Here is a 21,070-nt window from a genome sequence, read left to right on the forward strand (position 1 = left end):
TCCCCAGAACCGCCTGCTGTCAATACTTTGTTAAGACATCATTTCACAAGCTAGTCCGAATGTAAGTACAAACTATTGACATCGCCGCCCTTCGAGACCTACACCTGGGAAGAAGCAGGTCCCCGGAATGCACGACCCCACCGTGGCAGGGCGTCCTGGGACCCGCATCCCCAGCACCTCGAGGAGCGTCGCTCAATGGCCGACTCACCACAGTATTTCGACCTGATCACCATGGGCCGCATCGGGGTCGACCTTTACCCGCTGCAGACCGGCATTCCGCTGTCACAAGTGGAGACGTTCGGGAAATTCCTGGGCGGATCGGCGGCGAATGTGGCGGTGGCGGCCGCCCGTCTGGGCCGTTCGGCCGCGGTGATCACCCGTACCGGCGACGACCCGTTCGGCAGCTACCTGCACGAGGCGCTTGAGGATTTCGGCGTGGACGACCGCTGGGTGACTCCGGTCGCCGCGTACCCGACCCCCGTCACGTTCTGCGAGATCTTCCCCCCGGACGACTTCCCGCTGTACTTCTACCGCCGTCCCAAGGCCCCCGACCTGGAGATCCACGCCGACGAGCTGGACCTGGCCGCCGTGCGCGCGGCCGGGATCTTCTGGGTCACCGGCACCGGTCTGAGCGAGGAGCCGAGCCGCACCGCCACCCTCACCGCCCTCCGGGCCCGGGACGGGGCCGGGACCACCGTCTTCGACCTCGACTGGCGCCCGGCGTTCTGGCGTGACCCCGGGCAGGCCCGCCCGTACTACCGCGAGGCCCTGCGGCACGCCACGGTCGCCGTGGGCAACCTCGAGGAGTGCGAGGTCGCCACCGGGGTGCGGGAGCCCGAGGCCTGCGCCGAGGCACTGCTGGCCGCCGGCGTGGAGCTGGCCGTGGTCAAGCAGGGCCCCAGGGGCGTGCTCGCCGTGCACCGCGACGGCACCCGGGCCGAGGTGGGGCCGGTGCCGGTCGAGGTGGTCAACGGCCTCGGCGCCGGCGACGCCTTCGGCGGCTCCCTGTGCCACGGTCTGCTCGCCGGCCGGGACCTGGAGCGGACCGTGCGCCACGCCAACGCGGCCGGCGCCCTCGTCGCCTCGCGCCTCGCCTGTTCGTCCGCCATGCCGACCGAGTCGGAGGTCGCGGACCTCCTCGCGCGGGCCGCGTCGCCGCACGCGGCGGGCCTGCCGAGCCAGTCCTGAACGGAGCCCTTTCCTTGAACCTCAGCATGACCGACCTCACCACGGTCCGAGCCCGCAACCCGGAGGCCGTCGCCGAGGCGGCCGCCCGCCGGGCCCGCCGACCGCTGATCGGCGACAGCGGCCGGCTGATGATCGTGGCCGCCGACCACCCCGCCCGGGGCGCGCTCGCCATCGGCGACCGGCCCCTGGCCATGGCGGACCGCGCCGACCTGCTGGAACGCCTCTGCATCGCCCTGTCCCGGCCGGGCGTGGACGGGGTGCTGGCCACCGCCGACATCCTGGAGGACCTGCTGCTGCTCGGGGCCCTGGAGAACAAGGTCGTCATGGGCTCCATGAACCGCGGCGGCCTGGCCGGGGCGGCCTTCGAGATGGACGACCGCTTCACCGGCCACCGCGCCGAGGACATCGCCCGGCTGGGCTTCGACGCGGGCAAACTGCTGGTCCGCCTCGACTACGAGGACCCGGGTTCGCTGGCCACGCTGGAGTCCGCCGCCCGCGCCGTGGACGCCATGGCGGAGCGCCGGCTGCCCGTGTTCGTGGAGCCCTTCATCTCGCGCCGGGTGGACGGCCGGGTCCGCAACGACCTGTCCGCCGGGGCCGTCACCCGCTCCATCGCCATCGCCTCCGGGCTGGGCGGCACCTCCGCCTACACCTGGCTGAAGCTCCCGGTCACCGACGACGTCGACGACATGGAGCAGGTGCTGCGCGCCTCGACGCTGCCCGTCGTCCTGCTCGGCGGCGAGGTCGGCGACCAGGAGGCGGCGTACGAACGGTGGGGCAAGGCGCTGCGGCTGCCCACCGTGCAGGGCATGGTCGTCGGCCGTTCGCTGCTCTACCCGGCCGGGGGCAGTGTGGAGACGGCGGTCGACACGGCCGTCGGTCTGCTGTGAGAAGCCCGTCCGACGACGGAGGCACGGCCTCCGTCGTGAGAAGCCCGTCCCACAACGGAGGCATGGCATGACGCATCATCTTCCCGCCGGCCGGGCGCCCGCCGGCCCCTACCTCGTCGACGTGACGCCGGAGACGGCCGGCTGGGGCTACGCCGGCCTGCGGGTGCTGGAACTGGCGCCGGGCGGCACACACACCTTCGAAGCGGGCGAGAGCGAGTGGATCGTGCTGCCGCTGAGCGGTGGCTGCACCGTCACCACGGCCGACGACTTCGGTCACGACACCTTCGAACTCACCGGCCGCACAAGCGTGTTCGACGGCGTCACCGACTTCGCCTACGTCCCCCGCGACGCCCACGCGACCGTGACCTCCGTGGCCGGCGGGCGGTTCGCGCTCACCGGCGCCCGCTGCACCCGCCGGCTGCCCGCCCGCTACGGGCCGGCCGACGGCGTCCCGGTGGAGCTGCGCGGCACCGGCACCTGCTCCCGGCAGGTCAACAACTTCGGCGCCGCGGACGTGTTCGAGTGCGACAAGCTCATCGCGGTCGAGGTCATCACCCCGGGCGGCAACTGGTCCTCCTTCCCCCCGCACAAGCACGACGAGCACGTGCCGGGCGAGGAGTCCGTGCTGGAGGAGATCTACTACTTCGAGTTCGCCGGCCACGACGGCACTCCCGGCCTCGGCTACCAGCGGGTGTCCCCGTCCGGCCCGGGCCGGGAGACGGACGTGCTGGCCGAGGTGCGCGACGGTGACGTCGTCCTCGTCCCGGACGGCTGGCACGGGCCGTCCATGGCCGTGCCCGGCCACCACATGTACTACCTGAACGTGATGGCCGGCCCCGGGGAGGAACGCGCCTGGCTGATCTGCGACCACCCCGATCACGCCTGGATCCGCGGCACCTGGCCGGAGCAGCCGGCCGACCCCCGACTCCCCCTCTACACCGCACCGGAGAGGTCCGCATGAGCGCCACCACCCGCCGACTGACGACCGCCCAGGCGCTGGTGCGGTTCCTGTCCGCCCAGTACACCGAACGGGACGGCGTACGGCGCCGGCTGATCGCGGGCACCTGGGGCATCTTCGGCCACGGCAACGTGGCGGGCGTCGGGCAGGCGCTGGTCGAGCACGCGGACGTCATGCCGTACCACCAGGGGCGCAACGAGCAGGCGATGGTGCACGCCGCCGTCGGGTACGCCCGTCAGCTCAACCGGCTCTCGGCACAGGCGGTGACGACGTCCATCGGCCCCGGCGCGACGAACCTCGTCACCGGCGCCGCCCTCGCCACCGTCAACCGCCTGCCGGTCCTCCTGCTCCCCGGCGACTACTTCGCCTCGCGCGCCGCCGACCCGCTGCTCCAGCAGCTGGAACACCCGGTCGGGGCCGATGTGTCGGTCAACGACACGCTCCGCCCGGTGTCGCGGTACTTCGACCGCGTCACCCGCCCGGAGGCGCTGATCCCCTCGGCGCTCCGGGCCATGCGGGTGCTCGCCGACCCGGCCGAGACCGGTGCGGTGACGCTGGCCCTCCCCCAGGACGTTCAGGCGGAGGCGTACGACTGGCCGGAGGAGTTCTTCACCGAACGCGTCTGGTACGTCCGCCGTCCCGCCCCGGACCCGGCCGAGCTGGCGGCGGCGGCGGAGGCCGTACGGGCCGCGCGGCGCCCGCTCGTCGTCGCGGGCGGCGGAGTCCACCACAGCGAGGCGGAGGAGGCCCTCAGGGCGTTCGCGGACGCCACCGGCATCCCGGTCGCCTCCACCCAGGCCGGCAAGGGCTCCCTGCGCCACGACCACCCGGCCGACCTCGGCGGCATCGGCCACACCGGCACGGCGGTCAGCGACGAACTCGCCCGCACCGCCGACCTGGTGATCGGCGTCGGCACCCGCCACACCGACTTCACCACCGCCTCCGGCACCCTCTTCCAGAACCCCGGCGTGCGCTTCCTCAACGTCAACATCACCGGCTTCGACGCGCACAAGCTGGCGGCGCGCACCCTGGTCTGCGACGCGCGGACCGGACTGGAACGGCTCACCGAGGCCCTCACCGGGCACCGCGTGCAGGAGTCGTACGCGGCGGAGTACCGGGCCGGCAAGGAACGCTGGGAGCAGGTCGTCGAGACCGCCTACCGGGCCGGCGACGACACGGCCGTACCGACGCAGACGCAGGTGCTCGGCGCGCTCGACGCGGTCGTCGGCGACGACGACGTGGTGATCAACGCGGCCGGTTCGCTCCCCGGCGACCTGCACAAGCTGTGGCGCTCGCGCAGCCCGCGCCAGTACCACCTGGAGTACGGCTACTCCTGCATGGGCTACGAGATCCCGGCCGCCCTGGGCGTGCAGCAGGCCGCCCCCGGCACACCGGTCTGGGCACTGGTCGGCGACGGCACCTACCTGATGATGCCGACGGAGATCGTCACCGCCGTCCAGGAGGGCCTGCCCGTCAACCTGGTGCTGGTCCAGAACCACGGCTACGCCTCCATCGGCGGCCTGTCCGAGGAGACCGGCGGCGAGCGCTTCGGCACCGCCTACCGCTACCGCGCCGACGACGGCACGTTCACCGGCGCCCCGCTGCCCGTGGACCTCGCCGCGAACGCCGCCAGCCTCGGCATGGACGTGCTGCGGGCCAAGACCGTGCGGGAGCTGCGCGACGCGCTGGCCGAGGCCCGCGCCTCCGACCGGCCGACGTGCGTGTACGTCGAGACCGACCCCGCTCCCACCGCTCCCCCGGCGCAGGCCTGGTGGGACGTGCCGGTGGCCGAGGTGGCCGCCCGCGAGGCCGCCGTCCAGGCCCGTGAGCGGTACGACGCCCAGGTCGCCGGCCGCCGCCGCCATCTGTAGCCCCGTTCACGACCCCGTCCGCACCCGCATCCGGGAGGTACGTCCATGGCGAAGACCGGTGACCCCGCACGTGCCGCGACCGAACCCGCGCCGGGCGCGCTGGACTTCGCCCTGGACCGGGGCAGTCCGGTGCCGTTGTACCACCAGCTCGCGCAGCAGCTGGAGGCGGCGATCGACCACGGGCACCTGGCCCCGGGCAACCTCCTGGGCAACGAGGTCGGCCTGTCCGTGCGCCTCGGTCTGTCCCGCCCCACCGTCCGCCAGGCCATCCAGTCGCTGGTCGACAAGGGGCTCCTGGTCCGGCGGCGCGGGGTGGGCACCCAGGTGGTGCACAGCCAGGTCAGGCGCCCCCTGGAGCTGAGCAGCCTCTACGACGACCTGGAGGCGGCCGGCCAGGCCCCGACCACCCGGGTGGTCCGCAACGAGACGGTCCCGGCGTCCGCCGGCGTCGCGGCCGCCCTGGGCCTGGCCGAGGGGAGCGGGGTCGTCCTGCTGGAGCGGCTGCGCCGCACCCACGGCCGGCCGGTGGCCCTGCTGTGCAACTACCTGCCCCCGGGCCTGCTCGGCCTCGACAGCGCCCGCCTGGAGTCGACCGGTCTGTACCGGATGATGCGCGCGGGCGGCATCACCCTGCACAGCGCCCGCCAGACCGTCGGCGCCCGCGCGGCCACCGCCGACGAGGCCGCCCGCCTGGAGGAGAAGGAGGGCGCCGCCCTCCTCACCATGCAGCGCACGGCCTACGACGACACGGGGCGGCCGGTGGAGTACGGCACGCACGTCTACCGTGCGTCCCGGTACTCGTTCGAGTTCCAGCTTCTGGTCAGACCGTGAGGCACGGCCGGCGGTTCAGTGCGCCGCGTCCAGCCGGGCGCGCTGTTCCGCCGACAGTTCCAGGTCCACCGCGCCCAGGTTCTCCTCCAGTTGGGCCAGTGACGACACACCAACCAGCGGGAGGACCGGCAGTTCGTGGCCGATCTGCCAGGCCAGCACCACCTGGTTGAGCGTCGCCCCGGTCTCCCGGGCGACCTCGCGCAGGACCGCGAGGCGGGCCGGGGTACCCGGGTGGTCGTAGTCGCCGGGCAGCCGTTCGGGGCGGATGTAGGCGCCCCCGAGCAGCGGCGAGTAGGCGACCAGGGTGAGCGCGGGCTCGGCCCGCAGATAGCCGGCCAGCTCGGCGCCGGCGTGGCCGAGGCTGCCGTCGGGGAAGAGGGCGTCGGGGACGTCGGTGCGCGGGCGCAGATAGCTGTGCTGGTACTGCAGGACCTCGTAGCCGGGCAGCCCGGCCGCCGCCGCGAGGGCGCGGGCCCGCTCCACCCGCCACAGGGCCTGGTTGCTCACCCCGAGCAGCCCCACCGTGCCCTCGGCGACCAGGGCCCCGAAGCCCTCGACCGTCTCCCGCTGGGGGACCGTGTGGTCGTCGATGTGCGCGTACAGCAGGTCCAGCCGCTCCGTGCCGAGCCGTTCGCGGCTGCGTTCGGAGGATTCCCGGATCACCTTCGCGGACAGGCCCTCGGGGTTGTCGGTGTAGCTCGTGCCGGGGGCGAGGGGGCGGGCGCCGAGCTTGGTCGCGACGACGACCTCGTCGCCGACTCCCCGGCTGCGCCGCCAGCGGCCGAGCAGGTCCTCGCTCTGCCCGCCCTGTCCCCCGTCGGTCCAGAAGGCGTAGTTGTCGGACGTGTCGACGAAGTTCCCGCCCGCCTCGACATAGCGGTCGAGCAGGGCGTAGGAGGTCTTCTCGTCGGTCACCGATCCGAACAGCATCGCGCCGAGCGCGAGCACGCTCACCCGGCGGCTGTGCGGACCGGTGCCGATGGTGCGGTACTTCATGACTGGTCCCTCCCGTTCTCGCACCCCGTCGTCGGGGCACGGAACGGGAGTCTTCCTGTTGAAGCGCGCTCCAAGTCAAGGCCGTGGGGCAGCACGTGGGAGCGAAGGCCGTGCTGTCGGGGACTGCCCGGAACGGGAGCGCTTCCCGGAAACGACCGAGGGCCCTGTCCCACCGAAGTGGAACAAGGCCCCGGCCCGGGCAGACGGCCCGGGCACTCTGTCGGGACGACAGGATTTGAACCTGCGACCCCTTGACCCCCAGTCAAGTGCGCTACCAAGCTGCGCCACGTCCCGGTGCGCTCACGTGCGGTGAACCGCGTGATCGCGCGAACAGCACCTTACCGCACACCGCGCCCGGGCCCGAAGCGGGTCCGGGCGCGGGACAATCGGCGTATGGGCAGCATGGACAGCACTCCGTCGGGCCGGTCCGCCGCCGCGCGGGACCGGGACAACGAGGGCCGGGCGCGCAACGCCCGGCCGCGGGACGGGCTCGGGCGCCCCCTGCCGTACGGCTCGCCGGGCGTGCCCCGGCAGCCCGAGGGGGTGGTGCGGCGGCCGGAGGAGAGCGTGGCGGAGGCGCAGCGGCTGCTGGACGAGGGGAAGCCGTTCCACGCGCACGAGGTCTTCGAGGACGCCTGGAAGTCGGGGCCGCAGGAGGAACGCGAGCTGTGGCGCGGTCTGGCCCAGCTGGCCGTGGGGCTCACCCACGCCGCGCGCGGGAACGTCGCCGGCGGGGCGCGGCTGCTGCGCCGCGGGGCCCGCGCGGCGGAGGAGTGGGCGGCGGGGGCGCGGGCCGGCAGCCGGCCGCACGGGATCGATCTTCCGGGGGTGATCGCCTGGGCCCGGGAGCTGGCGGCGGAGGTGGAGCGGGGGAACGGCGTTCCGGTGGACGCGGGGGCGCGGGCGCCCCGGTTGAGGAGGGCCGCGTGACGGAGTGACCGGATGCGGTGTACGCCCTGCCGGTGCCGTGCGGCAGACTCGGGGCGTGCGAGAGATTCATGTCATCGGTATCGGCGCGGGCGACCCCGACCAGCTGACCCTGCAGGCGGTCAAGGCACTGCGGAGCACGGACGTGTTCTTCATCCTCGACAAGGGCGAGGCGAAGGCGGACCTGACCCGGCTGCGCCGGGACATGCTCGAGGCACACGTGCCGCAGGGGGCGTACCGCGTCGTCGAGGCACGTGACCCGGAGCGGGACCGGGCGGCCGGCGGTACGGCGTACTCCCCCGCCGTCGGGGACTGGCGCAGCGCCCGCGCGGACATCTACGAGCGGATGATCGCCGGGGAGCTGGGCGAGGACGAGACCGGCGCGTTCCTGGTGTGGGGGGACCCGTCGCTGTACGACAGCACGCTCGGCATCCTCGAGGAGGTCCTGGAACGCGGTGCCGTCTCCTTCACGTACGACGTGGTGCCGGGCATCAGCAGTGTCTCGGCGCTCGTCGCCCGGCACCGCACGGGGCTCAACCGCGTGGCCCGCCCGGTGCAGATCACCACGGGCCGGCGGCTCGCCGAGGGGTTCCCGGAGGGCGTGGACGACGTGGTGGTGATGCTGGACGCCCACCAGACCTTCCGCGAGCTGGCCGGCCAGGACGTCGACATCTACTGGGGCGCGTACATCGGTACCCCGGACGAGATCCTCGTCTCCGGACCGCTCGACGAGGCGGCTCCCCGGATCGAGCGGCTGCGGGCCGAGGCCCGCGAGCGCAAGGGCTGGATCATGGACACGTATCTGCTGCGCCGCGCACCGGACGGGCGCTGAGCCCTGCGCTCAGGGCCGGTGCGCGGCGTCCAGCCGGCGCAGGGCCGCCCGGACGTCGGGAACCGCGGTGACCCCGTCCGGCAGGGGCGGGCGGCGTACGACCACGACCGGCAGTCCGAGGTCACGGGCCGCGGTGAGTTTGGCGGAGGTGGCGGCTCCGCCGCTGTCCTTCGTCACCAGGACGTCGATGCGGTGCTCGCGCAGCAGGTCCGTCTCGCCGGCCGCGGTGAAGGGGCCGCGGGCGAGCAGGACGTGGGTGTGCGGTGGCATGGGCGGCTCGGGCGGTTCCACCGACCGGGCCACGAAGCGCAGTTCCCTCAGGTGGGCGAAGGCGGCCAGGCCCAGGCGGCCGGTGGTCAGGAACACCCGGTGTCCGAGCCGGGGCAGCAGGTCGGCCGCCGCCGGGAGGGAGGAGACCGGGTGCCAGTGGTCCCGGGGGCCGGGGTGCCAGCCGGGGCGGCGCAGTACCACCAGGGGCAGCCCGGCGGCGGCCGCGGCCCGTGCCGCGTTCGCCGTGATCGTCTCGGCGAACGGGTGCGTGGCGTCGACCACGGCGTCCGCGCACTGCTCGCGCAGCCACTCGGCCAGTCCCTCCGCCCCGCCGAAACCGCCGACGCGCACCTCGCCCGCGACCGCGCCCGGCCTGCTGACGCGTCCGGCGAGCGAGGTGGTGACCCGCGTTCCGGGACGGGCGGTGAGCGCGGCGGCCAGTTCGCGTGCCTCGGTGGTGCCGCCGAGGACCAGGACGTGGGGGGACATGGCGCCGAGGGTACGAGGCGCGGACGCGCCGCCCGGCACCGGCCCTGCACCGGCCCTGCACCGACCCGGACGGCGCGTCCGGCCGGCCGCGGTGACCGGCATCCGGTATCGGGCCGCACACGGGTGCGCCCACGTCCTACGATGACGCCGTCGACTGGAGGAACCATGGCCGTGGACTTGAGCAGGCAGGGCTACCGCGTGCAGCGGTGGGCGGCACGGGGGGCGCTGACCGCCGCCGTGCTCGCGGTGGCGACCCCCCTCGTCTACGGCGGGCTGCGCGGACTGCTCCTGCTGGTCTGCGGGGTGGCGGGACTGGGGCTCAGCGCGGCCGCCGTGTGGTGGACGCTGACCCTGCGGGGCCCGCTGCGGTGGGGGGCCGCGCTGATCGCCGTCTGCGTGCCCGCGGCCCTGATCGCCCTGTTCGCCGCCACCCTGTTCTGGGCATTGCTGGTGTCCCTGACCCTGTGGGGCGTGGCGGTGTGGAGCGGCCGGTTCGCGCTGCGTGGAACCGGCACGGAGCGGGCCCGGACACGGGAGCGGCGGCTGCCGCCGCCCCGGCGGCCGGTGCTGATCATGAACCCCCGGTCCGGCGGCGGCAAGGTGGGCCGGTTCCGGCTGCGGGAGAAGGCGGAACGCCTGGGCGCGCGGGTGATCCTGCTCCACCCGGGCGAGCAGCACGACGTCACCGCGCTGGCCCGGGCCGCCGTCGCGGACGGCGCGGATCTGCTGGGCGCCGCCGGTGGCGACGGCACCCAGGCGCTGGTGGCGGCCGTGGCCGCCGAGCACGACATCCCGTTCCTGGTGATCAGCGCCGGGACGCGCAACCACTTCGCCCTGGACCTGGGCCTCGACCGCGGGAACCCCGCCGCCTGCCTGGACGCGCTCACCGACGGCGTGGAGCTCCGGGTCGACCTGGGCTTCGCGGGCGACCAGCCGTTCGTGAACAACGCCTCCTTCGGCGCGTACGCGGCCATCGTGCAGAGTCCCGCCTACCGCGACGACAAGATCGGCACCAGCCTGGAGATGCTGCCCGGTCTGCTCAGCGGCCGGCAGGGGCCCCGGCTGGTCGCCCGCGCGGGGGGAACGACCCTGACCGCGCCGCAGGCCGTGCTGGTCAGCAACAATCCCTACCGCACCGGCGACCCCTTCGGGCTCGGGCGGCGGGAGCGGCTCGACTCGGCCGTGCTGGGTGTCCTCGGCGTCCGGCTGGAGGGCGCCGTCGGCGCCGCCGCGCTGCTGCTGAACCCGGATCCGGGCGGGCTCACCATCCTGACCGCCTCCGAGGTCGTCATCGAGGCGGACCGCGCGGCGGTGGAGGCCGGGGTCGACGGGGAGGCGATGGTGCTGCCCGCCCCGGTCCACTGCCGTATCGCTCCGGGCGCACTCCGGGTCCGCGTCCCGCGCAAGCGGCCGGGCGTCACCAGGGCCGCGCCGGGGCTGGACTGGCGGCGGCTGCGCAAGCTGGCGGCGACGGTCGGCCGTACCGCCGCGCCGAGCCGGCTCCACCACTCGTACGCCGTTCCGGCCCCGCCCCGGGAACCGGCCCGGCCGGCCGCGCCGTACCGGGCACCGGAGACCGGGCCGAACGAGCCGGCCGGGCCCCGCTCATCGCACCAGTAGCTGCAGGCCGCCCACCACCGTCGCCGCGATCACCAGTTGCTCGAAGAGCCGCTGGTCGATCCGGTTGACGGCCCATTTCCCGAGGACCGCGCCGGGCAGCACGAACAGCACGAGCGCGGCGTCCAGCAGCAGCGAATCGGCGTCGATCAGGCCGAGGCCGGCGCTGAAGGGCAGCTTGGAGGTGTTGACGATCAGGAAGAAGAACGCCGAGGTGCCGAGGAAGCCGAGCTTCCTGAAGCCCGCGGAGAGCAGGTACATCGACATCACCGGGCCGCCCGCGTTGGCGACCATGGTGGTGAAGCCGCCGAGGACGCCGTAGGAGCGGGCCTTGACGCGGCCGGCCCGGGTGGTGATCCCCTCCGGCTCCTCCTCCGCGCCGGCCCGGCGCCGCCGCCGGACCGTCACCCCGGCCATCAGCAGCAGGATCGCCCCGATCGAGGTCCGTACGGCTCGGTCGTCCGCCCACAGCAGGAACACGGTGCCGACGGCGACGCCGGCCGCGACCGCCGGGAACAGCCGCCACAGCGTGGGCCAGTGGGCGTGCCGCCGGTAGGTGAGGACGGCGAGCAGGTCTCCGGCGATCAGGAGGGGCAGCAGGACGCCGGTGGAGGCGCGGGCGGGCAGGACGGCGGCGAAGATGGCGAGGCTGACCGTGTTGGCCCCGCTGACGGCGGTCTTGGAGAAACCGACGAGCAGGGCCGCGAAGGCGAGCGCGGCGAATTCCCAGCCGTTGAGGTGCCAGAGCGTCATCGTGTTCATGCGGAGGCCGATGCTATGTGCAAGCACCCGGCGCCCGTAAGGACCGTCCCGCCGGACGGCTGCCGTGCGCCCGGCGCCGTGGCGGCTCCTTCAGGAGCTCAGTGCCGCTCCACCAGTACCGCGCTGCCCTGGCCCACGCCCACGCACATCGTCGCCAGGCCCCGCTCGGCGCCGGTGCGGCGCATGCGGTGCAGCAGGGTGGTGAGGATGCGGGCGCCGGAGCAGCCCAGCGGGTGGCCCAGGGCGATCGCGCCGCCGCTGGGGTTGACCAGGTCGGGGTCGATGCCGAGCCGGTCCACGCAGGCCAGGGCCTGCGCCGCGAAGGCCTCGTTGAACTCGGCCTCGCGCAGGTCGCCCACGCTCCAGCCGGCGCGGTCCAGCGCCTCGCGCGTGGCGGGGACGGGGCCGATGCCCATGACGTCCGGGTGGACACCCGCGGAGGCTCCGGCGACGTAGCGGCCCAGCGACTCCAGTCCCAGTTCGTTCAGGGCCTCCTCGCTGACCAGGATCAGTCCGGCCGCGCCGTCGTTCATCGGGGACGCGTTGCCCGCGGTGACCGAGCCGCCCGCGCGGAACACCGGCTTCAGCCGGGCCAGCTTCTCGATCGAGGTGTCCTCGCGGACGCACTCGTCGGTGTCGACGACCACTCCGTCCGGGCGGCGGACGGGCAGGAGTTCGTCCTGGAAGTGACCGTTCCTGCGGGCGTCGGCGGCCCGTTGGTGGCTGCGCAGGGCGAACTCGTCCTGCCGTTCGCGCGGGACGCCGTACCGGGTGGCGACCTCCTCCGCCGTCTCGCCCATCGCCAGCACGCCGTGCAGGTCCTTCATGGCCGGATTGACCAGCCGCCAGCCGAGGCGGGTGTCGGCGGTCTCCATGCGGTGCGGGAGGGCCTCGTCGGGGCGGGGCAGGACGAAGGGGGCGCGGCTCATCGACTCGGAGCCGCCCGCGATCACGATGTCGGCCTCGCCGGCGGCGATGGCGCGGGCGGCGGTGGTGACGGCCTCGAGGCCGGAGGCGCACAGCCGGTTGACCGTGGCGCCGGGGACGGACTCGGGGAGCCCGGCGAGCAGCGCGGCCATGCGGGCGACGTTGCGGTTGTCCTCGCCGGCCTGGTTGGCGGCGCCCCAGTAGACGTCGTCGACGCGGGCGGGGTCCAGCGCGGGGACGTCGGCGACCAGTGCGCGGATCACCGCCGCGGCGAGGTCGTCGGGCCGTACGGAGGACAGGGCTCCGCGCAGTTTGCCGATGGGGGTGCGGCGGGCGGCCGCGAAGTGGACGGGGCGCACGACAGAACTCCTGACCCGGTGCCGACGGCTGTACGGGGACCGGCGACCAGCTTAATTAGCATCGCTAGTTTTCGACTATAGACCGCTCGACGGCCCCTGGGAAGGCTCCCCGGGCCCCGGTGGAGCCCGCCCGGGGCACACCGGGGCCGGGGCCGGGCCGGGTTTGTGCCAGGGGGGGCAGGGGCACCCGCGCGTTCGTGGACGACACATCGAGCGAGGAGGAGCAGCACCCCATGACCGTCGTGAAGAGCACCCTGCCCGACGAGGCACGCCGGGTTTCCTGCGAGGCCCTCCAGGAGACCCTGATCGACCTGCTCGGGCTGTCGCTGATCGGGAAGCAGGCGCACTGGAACGTCGTGGGTCCCCGGTTCCGGTCCATCCACCTCCAGCTGGACGAGGTGGTCGTGGCCGCGCGCGCCCAGTCCGACACGGTGGCGGAGCGGGCCGCGGCGCTCGGCGTGCCGCCGGACGGCCGTCCGGAGACCATCGCCAAGGTCTTCTCCCTGCCGGCCCCGGCGCAGGGCTGGCTGCGCGACACGGAGGCCGTCCGGGTGATGACGGAGGCGCTGGGCGCTGCGATCACCCGGCTGCGCGAGCGCATCGACGCCACCGAGAAGGCGGACCTGGTCACCCAGGACCTGCTGATCTCGATCACCGCGGAACTGGAGAAGCAGCGCTGGATGTTCGAGGCGGAGAACTTCTCCGGGGAGTCCTGACCGCCGCGGCACCCGGAAGACACCACCCAAGGGGCAGATCATGAGCGACGCCCTCGAGATCGACGGGCTGCGGGACGACTTCCCCCGCGCGGTGGACACGGCCTCGGCAAAACCGGCGGCCCGGCTGCGGGTGAGCGACGCCGACGGGAGCACCGGACCGCTGCCGGACCGGGCGGGCACCGGGACGGGACAGCGCGTCCCGGCCGTCCTGCGCGGGCGCCGGACCGGCCTCACCGAGGACGATCTGCGGGTGACGGAGGAGGTCGTGGAGGCCGTCACCGCGCGGACCGCCCCGGAGAACGAGCCCGCCGCCGGGGACACACCCCGCCGGCACCGCCCGATGACGCCCGGTCACGACCCGCTCGAGGCGTAGCCGTGGCCGGCCGGGACGAGCGGGCCGTGGTGCGCGCCCTCGTCGGGGCGCACGGACGGACGTACGCGGAGGAGGCGGGCATCGGGCTGGAGGACGCCCCGCAGCCGCTGTACCGGTTGCTGGTGCTGGCCCAGCTGCTGAGCGCCCGCATCAGGGGACCGGTCGCCGTGGCCACCGCCCGTGCGCTGCACGAGGCGGGACTGCGCGATCCCCGCCGGATGGCCGGCGCGAAGCGGCGGGAGCGGGTGGACGCGCTCGGCCGGGGTGGCTACCGGCGTTACGACGAACGCACCGCCACCCAACTGAGCGACGCGGCCCGGTTGGTGACCGAGCGCTGGGGCGGCGACCTGCGCGGGCTCCGCGCGCAGGCGGACGGCGAGGTCGCCGAACTGCGCCGCCTGCTCCAGGAGTTCCCCGGCATCGGCCCGGCCGGTGCCGGCATCTTCCTGCGCGAGGTCCAGCGCGTCTGGCCGGAGGCCGCGCCGTACCTGGACGCGAAGGCCCTCCAGGGTGCCGAACGGCTGCGGCTGCCGCCGAGCCCCGACCGGCTCCTCTCCCTCGCGGGGGACACCGAACCGGCCGTTCTCGCGGCCGCGTTGGTCCGCGCGGCGATCGACAAGGGCGTGGCCGAGGACTCCCTGGCCCGGGCCGCGTCCTCCTGACCCCACGCCGACCGGGCCGTCCGGCCTCCCCTCCACCGGACTCGGGGCTCCCCCTTCGCGGGACTCCGGCTCCCCCTTCGCGGGACAACGTGATCACCGCACGGCACAATGCCCGTACGGCCTGATGCGGCCGTACGGGCAAGGGAGAGGAAGAGACCGTGAGTGAGAGCCACACCCCGCCGAGCGGCTCGGCGAGGCTGAACACCGGTGTGGCGCACAACGCGCGCGTGTGGAACTACTGGATCGGCGGCAAGGACAACTACGAGGTCGACCAGCGGGTCGGCGACCACGTCGCCTCGATCAACCCGGTCGTCCGGGACATCGCCCGGGCGGACCGCGAGTTCCTGGGCCGGGCGGTGACGTATCTGACCCGCGAGCGCGGCGTGCGGCAGTTCCTCGACATCGGCACGGGGCTCCCCACCGCGGACAACACCCACGAGATCGCCCAGCGCATCGCGCCGGACTCGCGGATCGTGTACGTCGACAACGACCCGATCGTGCTGGTGCACGCCCGCACCCTGCTGACCGGCAGCAGCGAGGGCGCCACCGACTACATCGACGCCGATGTGCACGATCCGCAGGCCATCCTGGAGCGCGCCGCCGAAACCCTGGACGTCTCCCGGCCCGTCGCGGTGATGATGCTGGGCATCCTCAACTTCGTGCTCGACACCGACAAGGCCCGTGACATCGTGCGCCGGATCATGGCGGCGGTGCCCTCCGGGAGCTTCCTGGTCCTCACGCACCCCACGTTCGACCCCGAGGTGGGGGGCGAACTGCAGATCCCCGCCATGGAGTTCTGGAACGAGAACGCCACTCCCCCGATCACGGCCCGCGGCGCCGCCGACATCGCCGCGTTCTTCGAGGGACTGGAACCGGTCGAGCCCGGCCTGGTGTCGTGCTCGCAGTGGCGTGCCGCCTCGGACTCGGCCGCCGCGGTGCCGCAGTACGGCGCGGTGGCGGTGAAGCCCTGACCCCCCGAGGGCGGTCACAGTCGTCCGGAGCGGCTACTGCCCTACCACGACCGTTGAAAGTATGATCAAGCAATGTCTGACATGACCGAAACCACGCCGGGCTGGCTGTCCTCCGACGATCTGGAGATGGCGCGCGCCCACATGCCGATCCTGTACGTCGAGGCCGTTCCCGTACGTGTCGACGACAGTGGCGAAGTCACCAGCGTCGGCCTGCTGCTGCGCATCGGGCCCGACGGAACGGTCAGCCGGACTCTGGTCTCCGGCCGGGTGCTGCACCACGAACGCGTCCGGGACGCCCTGCTGCGCCATCTGGAGAAGGATCTCGGCCCGGTGGCGCTGCCCCGTGTCCCGGCGTCGCTCCAGCCGTTCACGGTCGCCGAGTACTTCCCCACCCAGGGGATCACGCCCTTCCACGATCCCCGCCAGCACGCGGTGTCGCTGGCGTACATCGTGCCGGTGACGGGTGACTGCCGGCCCCGGCAGGACGCGCTCGACCTGGTGTGGTTCAGCCCGCAGGAGGCCGCGTCGCAGGCGGTCCAGAGCGAGATGCCGGGCGGGCACGGGGTGCTGCTGAAGCAGGCGCTGGCGCACGCGGGCTGCGCGGTCTGACGCCGCCACGGCCTACTCCACGCGCTCCGGGTGGGTGAGGTTGGCCCCGGTGGCCGGGTCGAAGACATGGGCCTTGCCCATGTCGACCCGGAGGTCGACGGGTGCGCCCTCGCGGGCCCGGGTGGCGGCGTCCAGCCGGGCCACGATCTGCTGCGCGGCCCCGGCGCCGGTGTCGCGCGCGCCGGAGTCCGTGGCCAGTTCCTCCAGTTCGGCGGTGGTCACCGGACCGCCCTCGGCGCTGAAGTGGACGTAGGCGTCGGAGCCCAGCGACTCCAGTACGTCCACGGTGGCGGTGACCACGGGGCCGCCCGTCCCGCGCGCCAGGCTCGCGTCCTCGAAGGCCTCGGGGCGCAGCCCGACGATGACCTCGCGGGGTGCGTTCCGTTCCTCCAGCGCCCGGCGCACGCGGTCCTCGATGGGCAGGTCGCCCAGCGGGGTGCGCAGGAGTCCCCCGGCGAGGGAGGCGCTGACGAAGTTCATCGCCGGGGAGCCGATGAAGCCCGCGACGAACAGGTTGCGCGGCATGTCGTAGAGCTGGGCGGGGGTGCCGATCTGCTGGATCAGGCCCTGCCGCATGACGACCACCCGGTCGCCGAGGGTCATCGCCTCGGTCTGGTCGTGGGTGACGTACACGGTGGTGGTGCCCAGCCGGCGTTGCAGCCGGGAGATCTGGGTGCGCATCTGCACCCGCAGCTTGGCGTCGAGGTTGGACAGCGGCTCGTCCATGAGGAACGCCTTGGGATCGCGCACGATGGCCCGCCCCATGGCCACCCGCTGGCGCTGGCCGCCGGAGAGGTTGGCGGGCTTGCGTTCCAGGAACTCGCCCAGGTCGAGCACCCGGGCGGCCTCCTCGACCTTGCGGTCGATGGCGGCCTTGTCCACCTTCGCCAGCCGCAGCGGGAACCCCATGTTCTCCCGCACGCTCATGTGCGGGTACAGGGCGTAGCTCTGGAACACCATGGCGACGTCGCGCTCCTTGGGCGCGAGGTCGTTGACGACCCGGCCGCCGATGCGCAGGGTGCCCTCGGTGATGTCCTCGAGTCCCGCGATCATGTTCAGGGTGGTGGACTTGCCGCACCCGGACGGGCCGACCAGGATCACGAACTCGCCGTCGGCGATGGCGATGTCCACGTCCCGCACGGCGAGGGAGCCGTCGGGATACCGCTTGGTGACTCCCTCTAGGACGATCTCGGCCACGGCTGGTGCCTCCTTGCCATCTGAGCCTTCTGAGCCTTCCGGCTCATCCCTTGACCGCCCCGGAGGTCAGTCCGGCGACGATCCGCCGCTGGAAGAGCAGGACGAAGACGATGATCGGGATGGTGATCACCACGGCCGCGGCGGCGATCGACCCGGTGGGCTGCTGGAACTGCGAGCTGCCGGTGAAGAACGCGATCGCGGCGGGCACGGTCCGCGCGGACTCGGTGGAGGTCAGCGAGATCGCGAACAGGAAGTCGTTCCAGCAGAAGATGAACACGAGGATGGCGGTGGTGAACACGCCCGGCGCCGCCAGCGGCACGATGACCAGCCGGAAGGCCTGTGCGGGGGTGGCCCCGTCCACCTTGGCGGCCTTCTCCAGGTCCCAGGGGATCTCCCGGAAGAACGCCGACAGGGTGTAGATCGCCAGCGGCAGCGAGAAGGTCATGTACGGGATGATCAGCCCCGGCCAGGTGTCGAAGATGCCGATGATCCGCTCGATGTTGAACAGCGGGGACACCAGCGAGATCGGCGGGAACATGGCGATCAGCAGCGACATGCCGATGAGGACCTGCTTGCCGGGGAACCGCAGCCGGGCCACCGCGTAGGCGGCCATGGTGCCCAGGATCACCGCGATCAGGGTGGAGATCAGGGCGATGCCGATCGAGTTGACCAGTGCCCGGGTGAACTCGGAGGTCTCGAAGATGCCCCGGTAGTTCTCCCAGGTCCAGTCGCGGGGGACGTAGTTGCCGTCGGTGAGGGTCGCGGGGTCCTTGAACGACAGCGCGGCGATCCACCCCACCGGGAACAGGGCGTACAGCACCACCACGATGTTGACGACGCCCCAGCGGGTCGCGTGCGTCTTGCCCACGGCGGCCATCAGCGCTTCACCTCCGCGCCCGGTGCGGCCGCGCCGAACAGCTTGACGAAGGTGAAGGCGATGATCCCGACGCAGAGGAAGATCAGGACCGAGATCGCCGACCCGATGCCCAGGTTCAGCGCGGTGAACAGGTTGTCGTAGCCGAGGATCGACAGGGACCCGGTGCCCTGGGCGCCCGCGGTCAGGACGTAGATGTTGTCGAAGATGCGGAAGGCGTCCAGGGTGCGGAAGAGCAGCGCGACCAGGATGGCCGGTTTCATCAGCGGCACCATGACCTTGGTGAACCGCTGCCAGGGTGAGGCGCCGTCGACCATGGCCGCCCTGAGGGTCTCCTCGGGGACCAGGGCGAGCCCGGCCAGCAGCAGCAGCGCCATGAACGGGGTGGTCTTCCACACCTCGGCGAGGATGATCAGCCACAGCGCGGGCCACTGCTCGGTGAGCGGGGCCTCACCGCTGGGCAGCAGTTCGGCGAGGTAGCCGAGTTCGGGGGTCCATGCGTACTGCCAGGAGAAGGCGGCGACGACGGTGACGATGCCGTACGGGATGAGGACGGCGGTGCGCACCGTGCCGCGCAGGAAGATCGTCCGGTGCATCACCAGGGCGAGGCCCATGCCCAGGACGAGCTCGACGGCCACCGACACGGCGGTGATGAACAGCGTGACCCAGAAGGCGTCCCACCAGAACGGCGAGGACAGCACCGCCCCGTAGTTGCTCAGCCCCACGAACTCGGCCCGGGCCGGGAAGCGCAGGTCGTAGCGCTGGAGGGAGAGGTAGACCGCGTAGCCGATGGGGTAGGCGGTCACGGCGATCATGACGAGGACGGCCGGTGCGCACAGCAGCCAGCCCAGCCGACGCTCCTGCTTGGCGCCGGCCGAGGGCGCCGCCTTGCCCTTCGCCGGCTCCGCCATCGTGCTCACGGGATCACACCCTCGGATCGCAGGGCCTCGTCGATCTGTTCCCCGATGGTGCCGACCGCGTCCTCCGGCCGGATGCCGGAGGGCGGGGACAGGGTGTGGGAGACGGCGATCGACACGTTCTGGTAGACGGGGGTGAGCGGCCGCACGCTCGCCGACTCCAGGGCGGCCAGCACCTCCCGGGAGAAGGGGTACTCCTTCGTGAAGGCCGGCTCGTCGTACAGGGCGCGCAGGGTGGGCGGCAGGCCGCCCTCGAGCGCGGCGGCGAGCTGGTTCTCCCGGTTGCGCAGGCAGAGGGCGGCCTCGAAGGCCAGGTCGGGGTGGCGGGAGTAGGCGCTGACGGCGAGGTCGATGCCGCCGACGGTGGGGCGGGCGGGACGGCCGGCGTCGACCCGGGGGTAGGGCGCCCAGCGGAAGTCCTCGAACAGCTTCGGGTTGTTCGCCTTCATCGACGGATAGACGAACGGGTAGTTGAGCTCGAAGGCCGCCACCCCCGACTCCATGGCCAGGCGGTTCTGGTCCTCGAACTGGTTGGGCAGGGAGGGGTCGGCGGCCGGGGAGCGGGCGAGGTCCCGCATGATCGAGGCGGCCCGCACGGCCGGCGGACCGAGGGAGGGCTCGGTGGCGCCCGGATCGAGGATGGAGCCGCCCGCGCTGTTGACCAGGGTGTTGAACCAGACGGTCAGGCCCTCGTACTGGGCGCCCTGGATCTCCACGTAGTGCGGTTTGCCCTGCCGGGCGAGGGCGCGGGACATGCCGATCATCTCGGACCAGGTCTTCGGCGGGGTGGGCACCAGGTCCTTGCGGTACCACAGGAGCTGGGTGTTGGTGTTGTACGGGACGGCGTAGAGCCTGCCCTTCCAGGTGGCGGTCTGCAGCGGGACGCGCAGCGTGCCGTCGGTGGCCCGGCGCTTGTTCCCGCCCGTCCACTCCCGGATCCAGCGGGCCTCGGCGAACTCGGCGGCCCAGGTGACGTCCAGGCCCAGGATGTCGAGGGAGTCGTCCTCGGCGGCGAGCCTGCGCACCATCTGCTGGCGCTGGCCGTCGGCGGCGCGGGGCAGTTTGTGGTAGATGATCCGGTAGCGGCCGTCCGATGCCCGGCTGCACCGGTCGGCGGCCTGCTGCAGGGCGCCGGAGTCGTCGGGGAAGTTGTACCAGTTGAGGGCGGGGCGGGAGGTCTCCTCCTCGCCGCCGCAGGCGGCGAGCGTCGACGCCAGCAGAGTCAGCGCGACCAGCGCCCTCGTCCGTCGCACCACGCGCTCTCCACCTCGCTTCCGGATCGCGGCGCGGGTGCCGGGGCCCGCGGCTTCGCCTACTCGGCGAACGTTAGGCAGGGCCTGGAGCGACATCAAGGACATTCACGACGACTCACCCATAAGGATCGGCGGGCGGCTCGGTCCCCGGAGCCGCCCGGCACCACCGGGCCGGCCCCGTGGACCGCCATCACGGCCCGGGCGCTGCCGTCGAGGCCCAGCTCGGCCGTCGCGCGGTCCGGGTGGGTCCTGACCGCCGTCTCGCCGGTGAAGAGCCGTTCGGCGAGGGTGCCGATGCCGTCACGGCGGGGGCGCGGTCCCCGACCGCGGCCGCCGGGCGGAGCGGGAGGCGGCGCGAGAACACGGGGGAAACGACGAAGAGGCCGTCCCGGGTGTCCCCGATACGGCCTCCGGCCTGCCACTCGGCAAGTCGGGACGACAGGATTTGAACCTGCGACCCCTTGACCCCCAGTCAAGTGCGCTACCAAGCTGCGCCACGTCCCGTTGCCCGTCTGACCTGGGGGATTCCCCGGACCGAACGCGCACGGAAACCATATCGCACTCGGGGCGGTGATCGCGCC

Annotated in this window: 21 protein-coding genes and 2 tRNA genes; 13 read left to right on the top strand and 10 right to left on the bottom strand. The window is 73.2% G+C overall.

Going from position 1 to position 21,070, the window contains the following annotated elements; all coding sequences use genetic code 11:
- Positions 1-195 precede the first annotated feature (195 nt).
- The 5 genes from iolC (at position 196) to ACF07S_RS21865 (ending at position 5,738) form a co-directional block, all read left to right on the top strand.
- Entirely contained in the window at positions 196-1,188 is a 993-nt protein-coding gene (gene iolC, locus ACF07S_RS21845) for a 5-dehydro-2-deoxygluconokinase (RefSeq protein ID WP_391963436.1), read from the top strand.
- Positions 1,189-1,214: 26 nt separating this feature from the next.
- Entirely contained in the window at positions 1,215-2,078 is an 864-nt protein-coding gene (locus tag ACF07S_RS21850) for a deoxyribose-phosphate aldolase (protein ID WP_391963501.1), read from the top strand.
- Positions 2,079-2,145: 67 nt separating this feature from the next.
- A complete protein-coding gene (iolB, locus tag ACF07S_RS21855; protein WP_391974858.1) occupies positions 2,146-3,039 on the top strand; it encodes a 5-deoxy-glucuronate isomerase in 894 nt (297 codons plus the stop codon).
- A complete protein-coding gene (gene iolD / locus ACF07S_RS21860) occupies positions 3,036-4,907 on the top strand; it encodes a 3D-(3,5/4)-trihydroxycyclohexane-1,2-dione acylhydrolase (decyclizing) (protein ID WP_391974859.1) in 1,872 nt (623 codons plus the stop codon). Before iolB ends, iolD begins: the two co-directional genes overlap by 4 nt.
- Before the next feature lie 45 nt (positions 4,908-4,952).
- Complete coding sequence (locus ACF07S_RS21865; RefSeq protein WP_391974860.1) at positions 4,953-5,738, top strand: GntR family transcriptional regulator; 786 nt, start codon at positions 4,953-4,955, stop codon at positions 5,736-5,738.
- Between the two features lie 15 nt (positions 5,739-5,753).
- Here ACF07S_RS21865 and ACF07S_RS21870 read toward each other — a convergent pair whose 3' ends face one another.
- Both ACF07S_RS21870 and ACF07S_RS21875 read right to left on the bottom strand, forming a co-directional pair.
- Positions 5,754-6,734 carry an aldo/keto reductase gene (locus tag ACF07S_RS21870; protein ID WP_391963440.1) on the bottom strand — a complete coding sequence of 327 codons (981 nt, stop codon included), beginning with the start codon at positions 6,732-6,734 and terminating at the stop codon, positions 5,754-5,756.
- 220 nt (positions 6,735-6,954) lie between these two features.
- Positions 6,955-7,028: transfer RNA gene (locus ACF07S_RS21875), tRNA-Pro, on the bottom strand.
- A gap of 99 nt (positions 7,029-7,127) precedes the next feature.
- Here ACF07S_RS21875 and ACF07S_RS21880 point away from each other — a divergent pair.
- A complete protein-coding gene (locus ACF07S_RS21880; RefSeq protein WP_391963441.1) occupies positions 7,128-7,664 on the top strand; it encodes a DUF309 domain-containing protein in 537 nt (178 codons plus the stop codon).
- Between the two features lie 55 nt (positions 7,665-7,719).
- Positions 7,720-8,493 (top strand): precorrin-6A synthase (deacetylating), encoded by a 774-nt coding sequence (gene cobF / locus ACF07S_RS21885; protein WP_391963442.1) that lies wholly within the window; start codon positions 7,720-7,722, stop codon positions 8,491-8,493.
- A 9-nt stretch (positions 8,494-8,502) separates the two neighbouring features.
- Here cobF and ACF07S_RS21890 read toward each other — a convergent pair whose 3' ends face one another.
- Positions 8,503-9,252, bottom strand: a complete 750-nt coding sequence (locus ACF07S_RS21890; RefSeq protein WP_391974861.1) for a cobalt-precorrin-6A reductase — start codon at positions 9,250-9,252, stop codon at positions 8,503-8,505.
- Between the two features lie 165 nt (positions 9,253-9,417).
- On the opposite strand from ACF07S_RS21890, the gene ACF07S_RS21895 reads away from it, so the two are divergent.
- Entirely contained in the window at positions 9,418-10,872 is a 1,455-nt protein-coding gene (locus tag ACF07S_RS21895; protein WP_391963444.1) for a diacylglycerol/lipid kinase family protein, read from the top strand.
- On the opposite strand, the gene ACF07S_RS21900 is transcribed toward ACF07S_RS21895, so the two are convergent.
- Both ACF07S_RS21900 and ACF07S_RS21905 read right to left on the bottom strand, forming a co-directional pair.
- Positions 10,858-11,631: a sulfite exporter TauE/SafE family protein gene (locus tag ACF07S_RS21900; protein ID WP_391974862.1), complete on the bottom strand. Its 774-nt coding sequence runs from the start codon at positions 11,629-11,631 to the stop codon at positions 10,858-10,860. The two genes, ACF07S_RS21895 and ACF07S_RS21900, sit on opposite strands and share 15 nt — an antisense overlap.
- A 98-nt stretch (positions 11,632-11,729) precedes the next feature.
- The gene (locus tag ACF07S_RS21905; RefSeq protein ID WP_391974863.1) at positions 11,730-12,917 is read right to left on the bottom strand and encodes a thiolase family protein; all 1,188 of its coding nucleotides are present in this window, start codon (positions 12,915-12,917) and stop codon (positions 11,730-11,732) included.
- A gap of 233 nt (positions 12,918-13,150) precedes the next feature.
- Between ACF07S_RS21905 and ACF07S_RS21910 the strand changes: the two genes are divergently transcribed.
- The 5 genes from ACF07S_RS21910 to ACF07S_RS21930 all read left to right on the top strand — a co-directional run bounded on the left by ACF07S_RS21910 (position 13,151) and on the right by ACF07S_RS21930 (position 16,248).
- Complete coding sequence (locus ACF07S_RS21910; protein ID WP_391974896.1) at positions 13,151-13,633, top strand: Dps family protein; 483 nt, start codon at positions 13,151-13,153, stop codon at positions 13,631-13,633.
- Positions 13,634-13,673: 40 nt separating this feature from the next.
- On the top strand, positions 13,674-14,006 hold the full coding sequence (locus ACF07S_RS21915; protein ID WP_391974864.1) for a DUF3140 domain-containing protein: 333 nt from the start codon (positions 13,674-13,676) through the stop codon (positions 14,004-14,006).
- Between the two features lie 2 nt (positions 14,007-14,008).
- Positions 14,009-14,668: an endonuclease gene (locus ACF07S_RS21920; protein ID WP_391974865.1), complete on the top strand. Its 660-nt coding sequence runs from the start codon at positions 14,009-14,011 to the stop codon at positions 14,666-14,668.
- Between the two features lie 158 nt (positions 14,669-14,826).
- The gene (locus ACF07S_RS21925; RefSeq protein ID WP_391963449.1) at positions 14,827-15,639 is read left to right on the top strand and encodes an SAM-dependent methyltransferase; all 813 of its coding nucleotides are present in this window, start codon (positions 14,827-14,829) and stop codon (positions 15,637-15,639) included.
- A 72-nt stretch (positions 15,640-15,711) separates the two neighbouring features.
- Positions 15,712-16,248 (top strand): NUDIX hydrolase family protein, encoded by a 537-nt coding sequence (locus ACF07S_RS21930; protein WP_391963450.1) that lies wholly within the window; start codon positions 15,712-15,714, stop codon positions 16,246-16,248.
- Positions 16,249-16,260: 12 nt separating this feature from the next.
- Here ACF07S_RS21930 and ACF07S_RS21935 read toward each other — a convergent pair whose 3' ends face one another.
- From ACF07S_RS21935 to ACF07S_RS21955, 5 genes are all read right to left on the bottom strand, one after another.
- Positions 16,261-17,445 (bottom strand): ABC transporter ATP-binding protein, encoded by a 1,185-nt coding sequence (locus ACF07S_RS21935; protein WP_391963451.1) that lies wholly within the window; start codon positions 17,443-17,445, stop codon positions 16,261-16,263.
- A gap of 43 nt (positions 17,446-17,488) precedes the next feature.
- Positions 17,489-18,322, bottom strand: a complete 834-nt coding sequence (locus ACF07S_RS21940) for a carbohydrate ABC transporter permease (RefSeq protein ID WP_391974866.1) — start codon at positions 18,320-18,322, stop codon at positions 17,489-17,491.
- Positions 18,322-19,230: a carbohydrate ABC transporter permease gene (locus ACF07S_RS21945; protein ID WP_391963503.1), complete on the bottom strand. Its 909-nt coding sequence runs from the start codon at positions 19,228-19,230 to the stop codon at positions 18,322-18,324. The genes ACF07S_RS21940 and ACF07S_RS21945 overlap by 1 nt, the downstream gene beginning before the upstream one ends.
- A 5-nt stretch (positions 19,231-19,235) precedes the next feature.
- Positions 19,236-20,492 (bottom strand): ABC transporter substrate-binding protein, encoded by a 1,257-nt coding sequence (locus ACF07S_RS21950; protein WP_391974867.1) that lies wholly within the window; start codon positions 20,490-20,492, stop codon positions 19,236-19,238.
- A 427-nt stretch (positions 20,493-20,919) separates the two neighbouring features.
- Positions 20,920-20,993: transfer RNA gene (locus ACF07S_RS21955), tRNA-Pro, on the bottom strand.
- Positions 20,994-21,070: the final 77 nt, after the last annotated feature.

The organism is Streptomyces sp. NPDC016640, from assembly GCF_043076215.1.
Classification (GTDB): Bacteria; Actinomycetota; Actinomycetes; order Streptomycetales; family Streptomycetaceae; genus Streptomyces.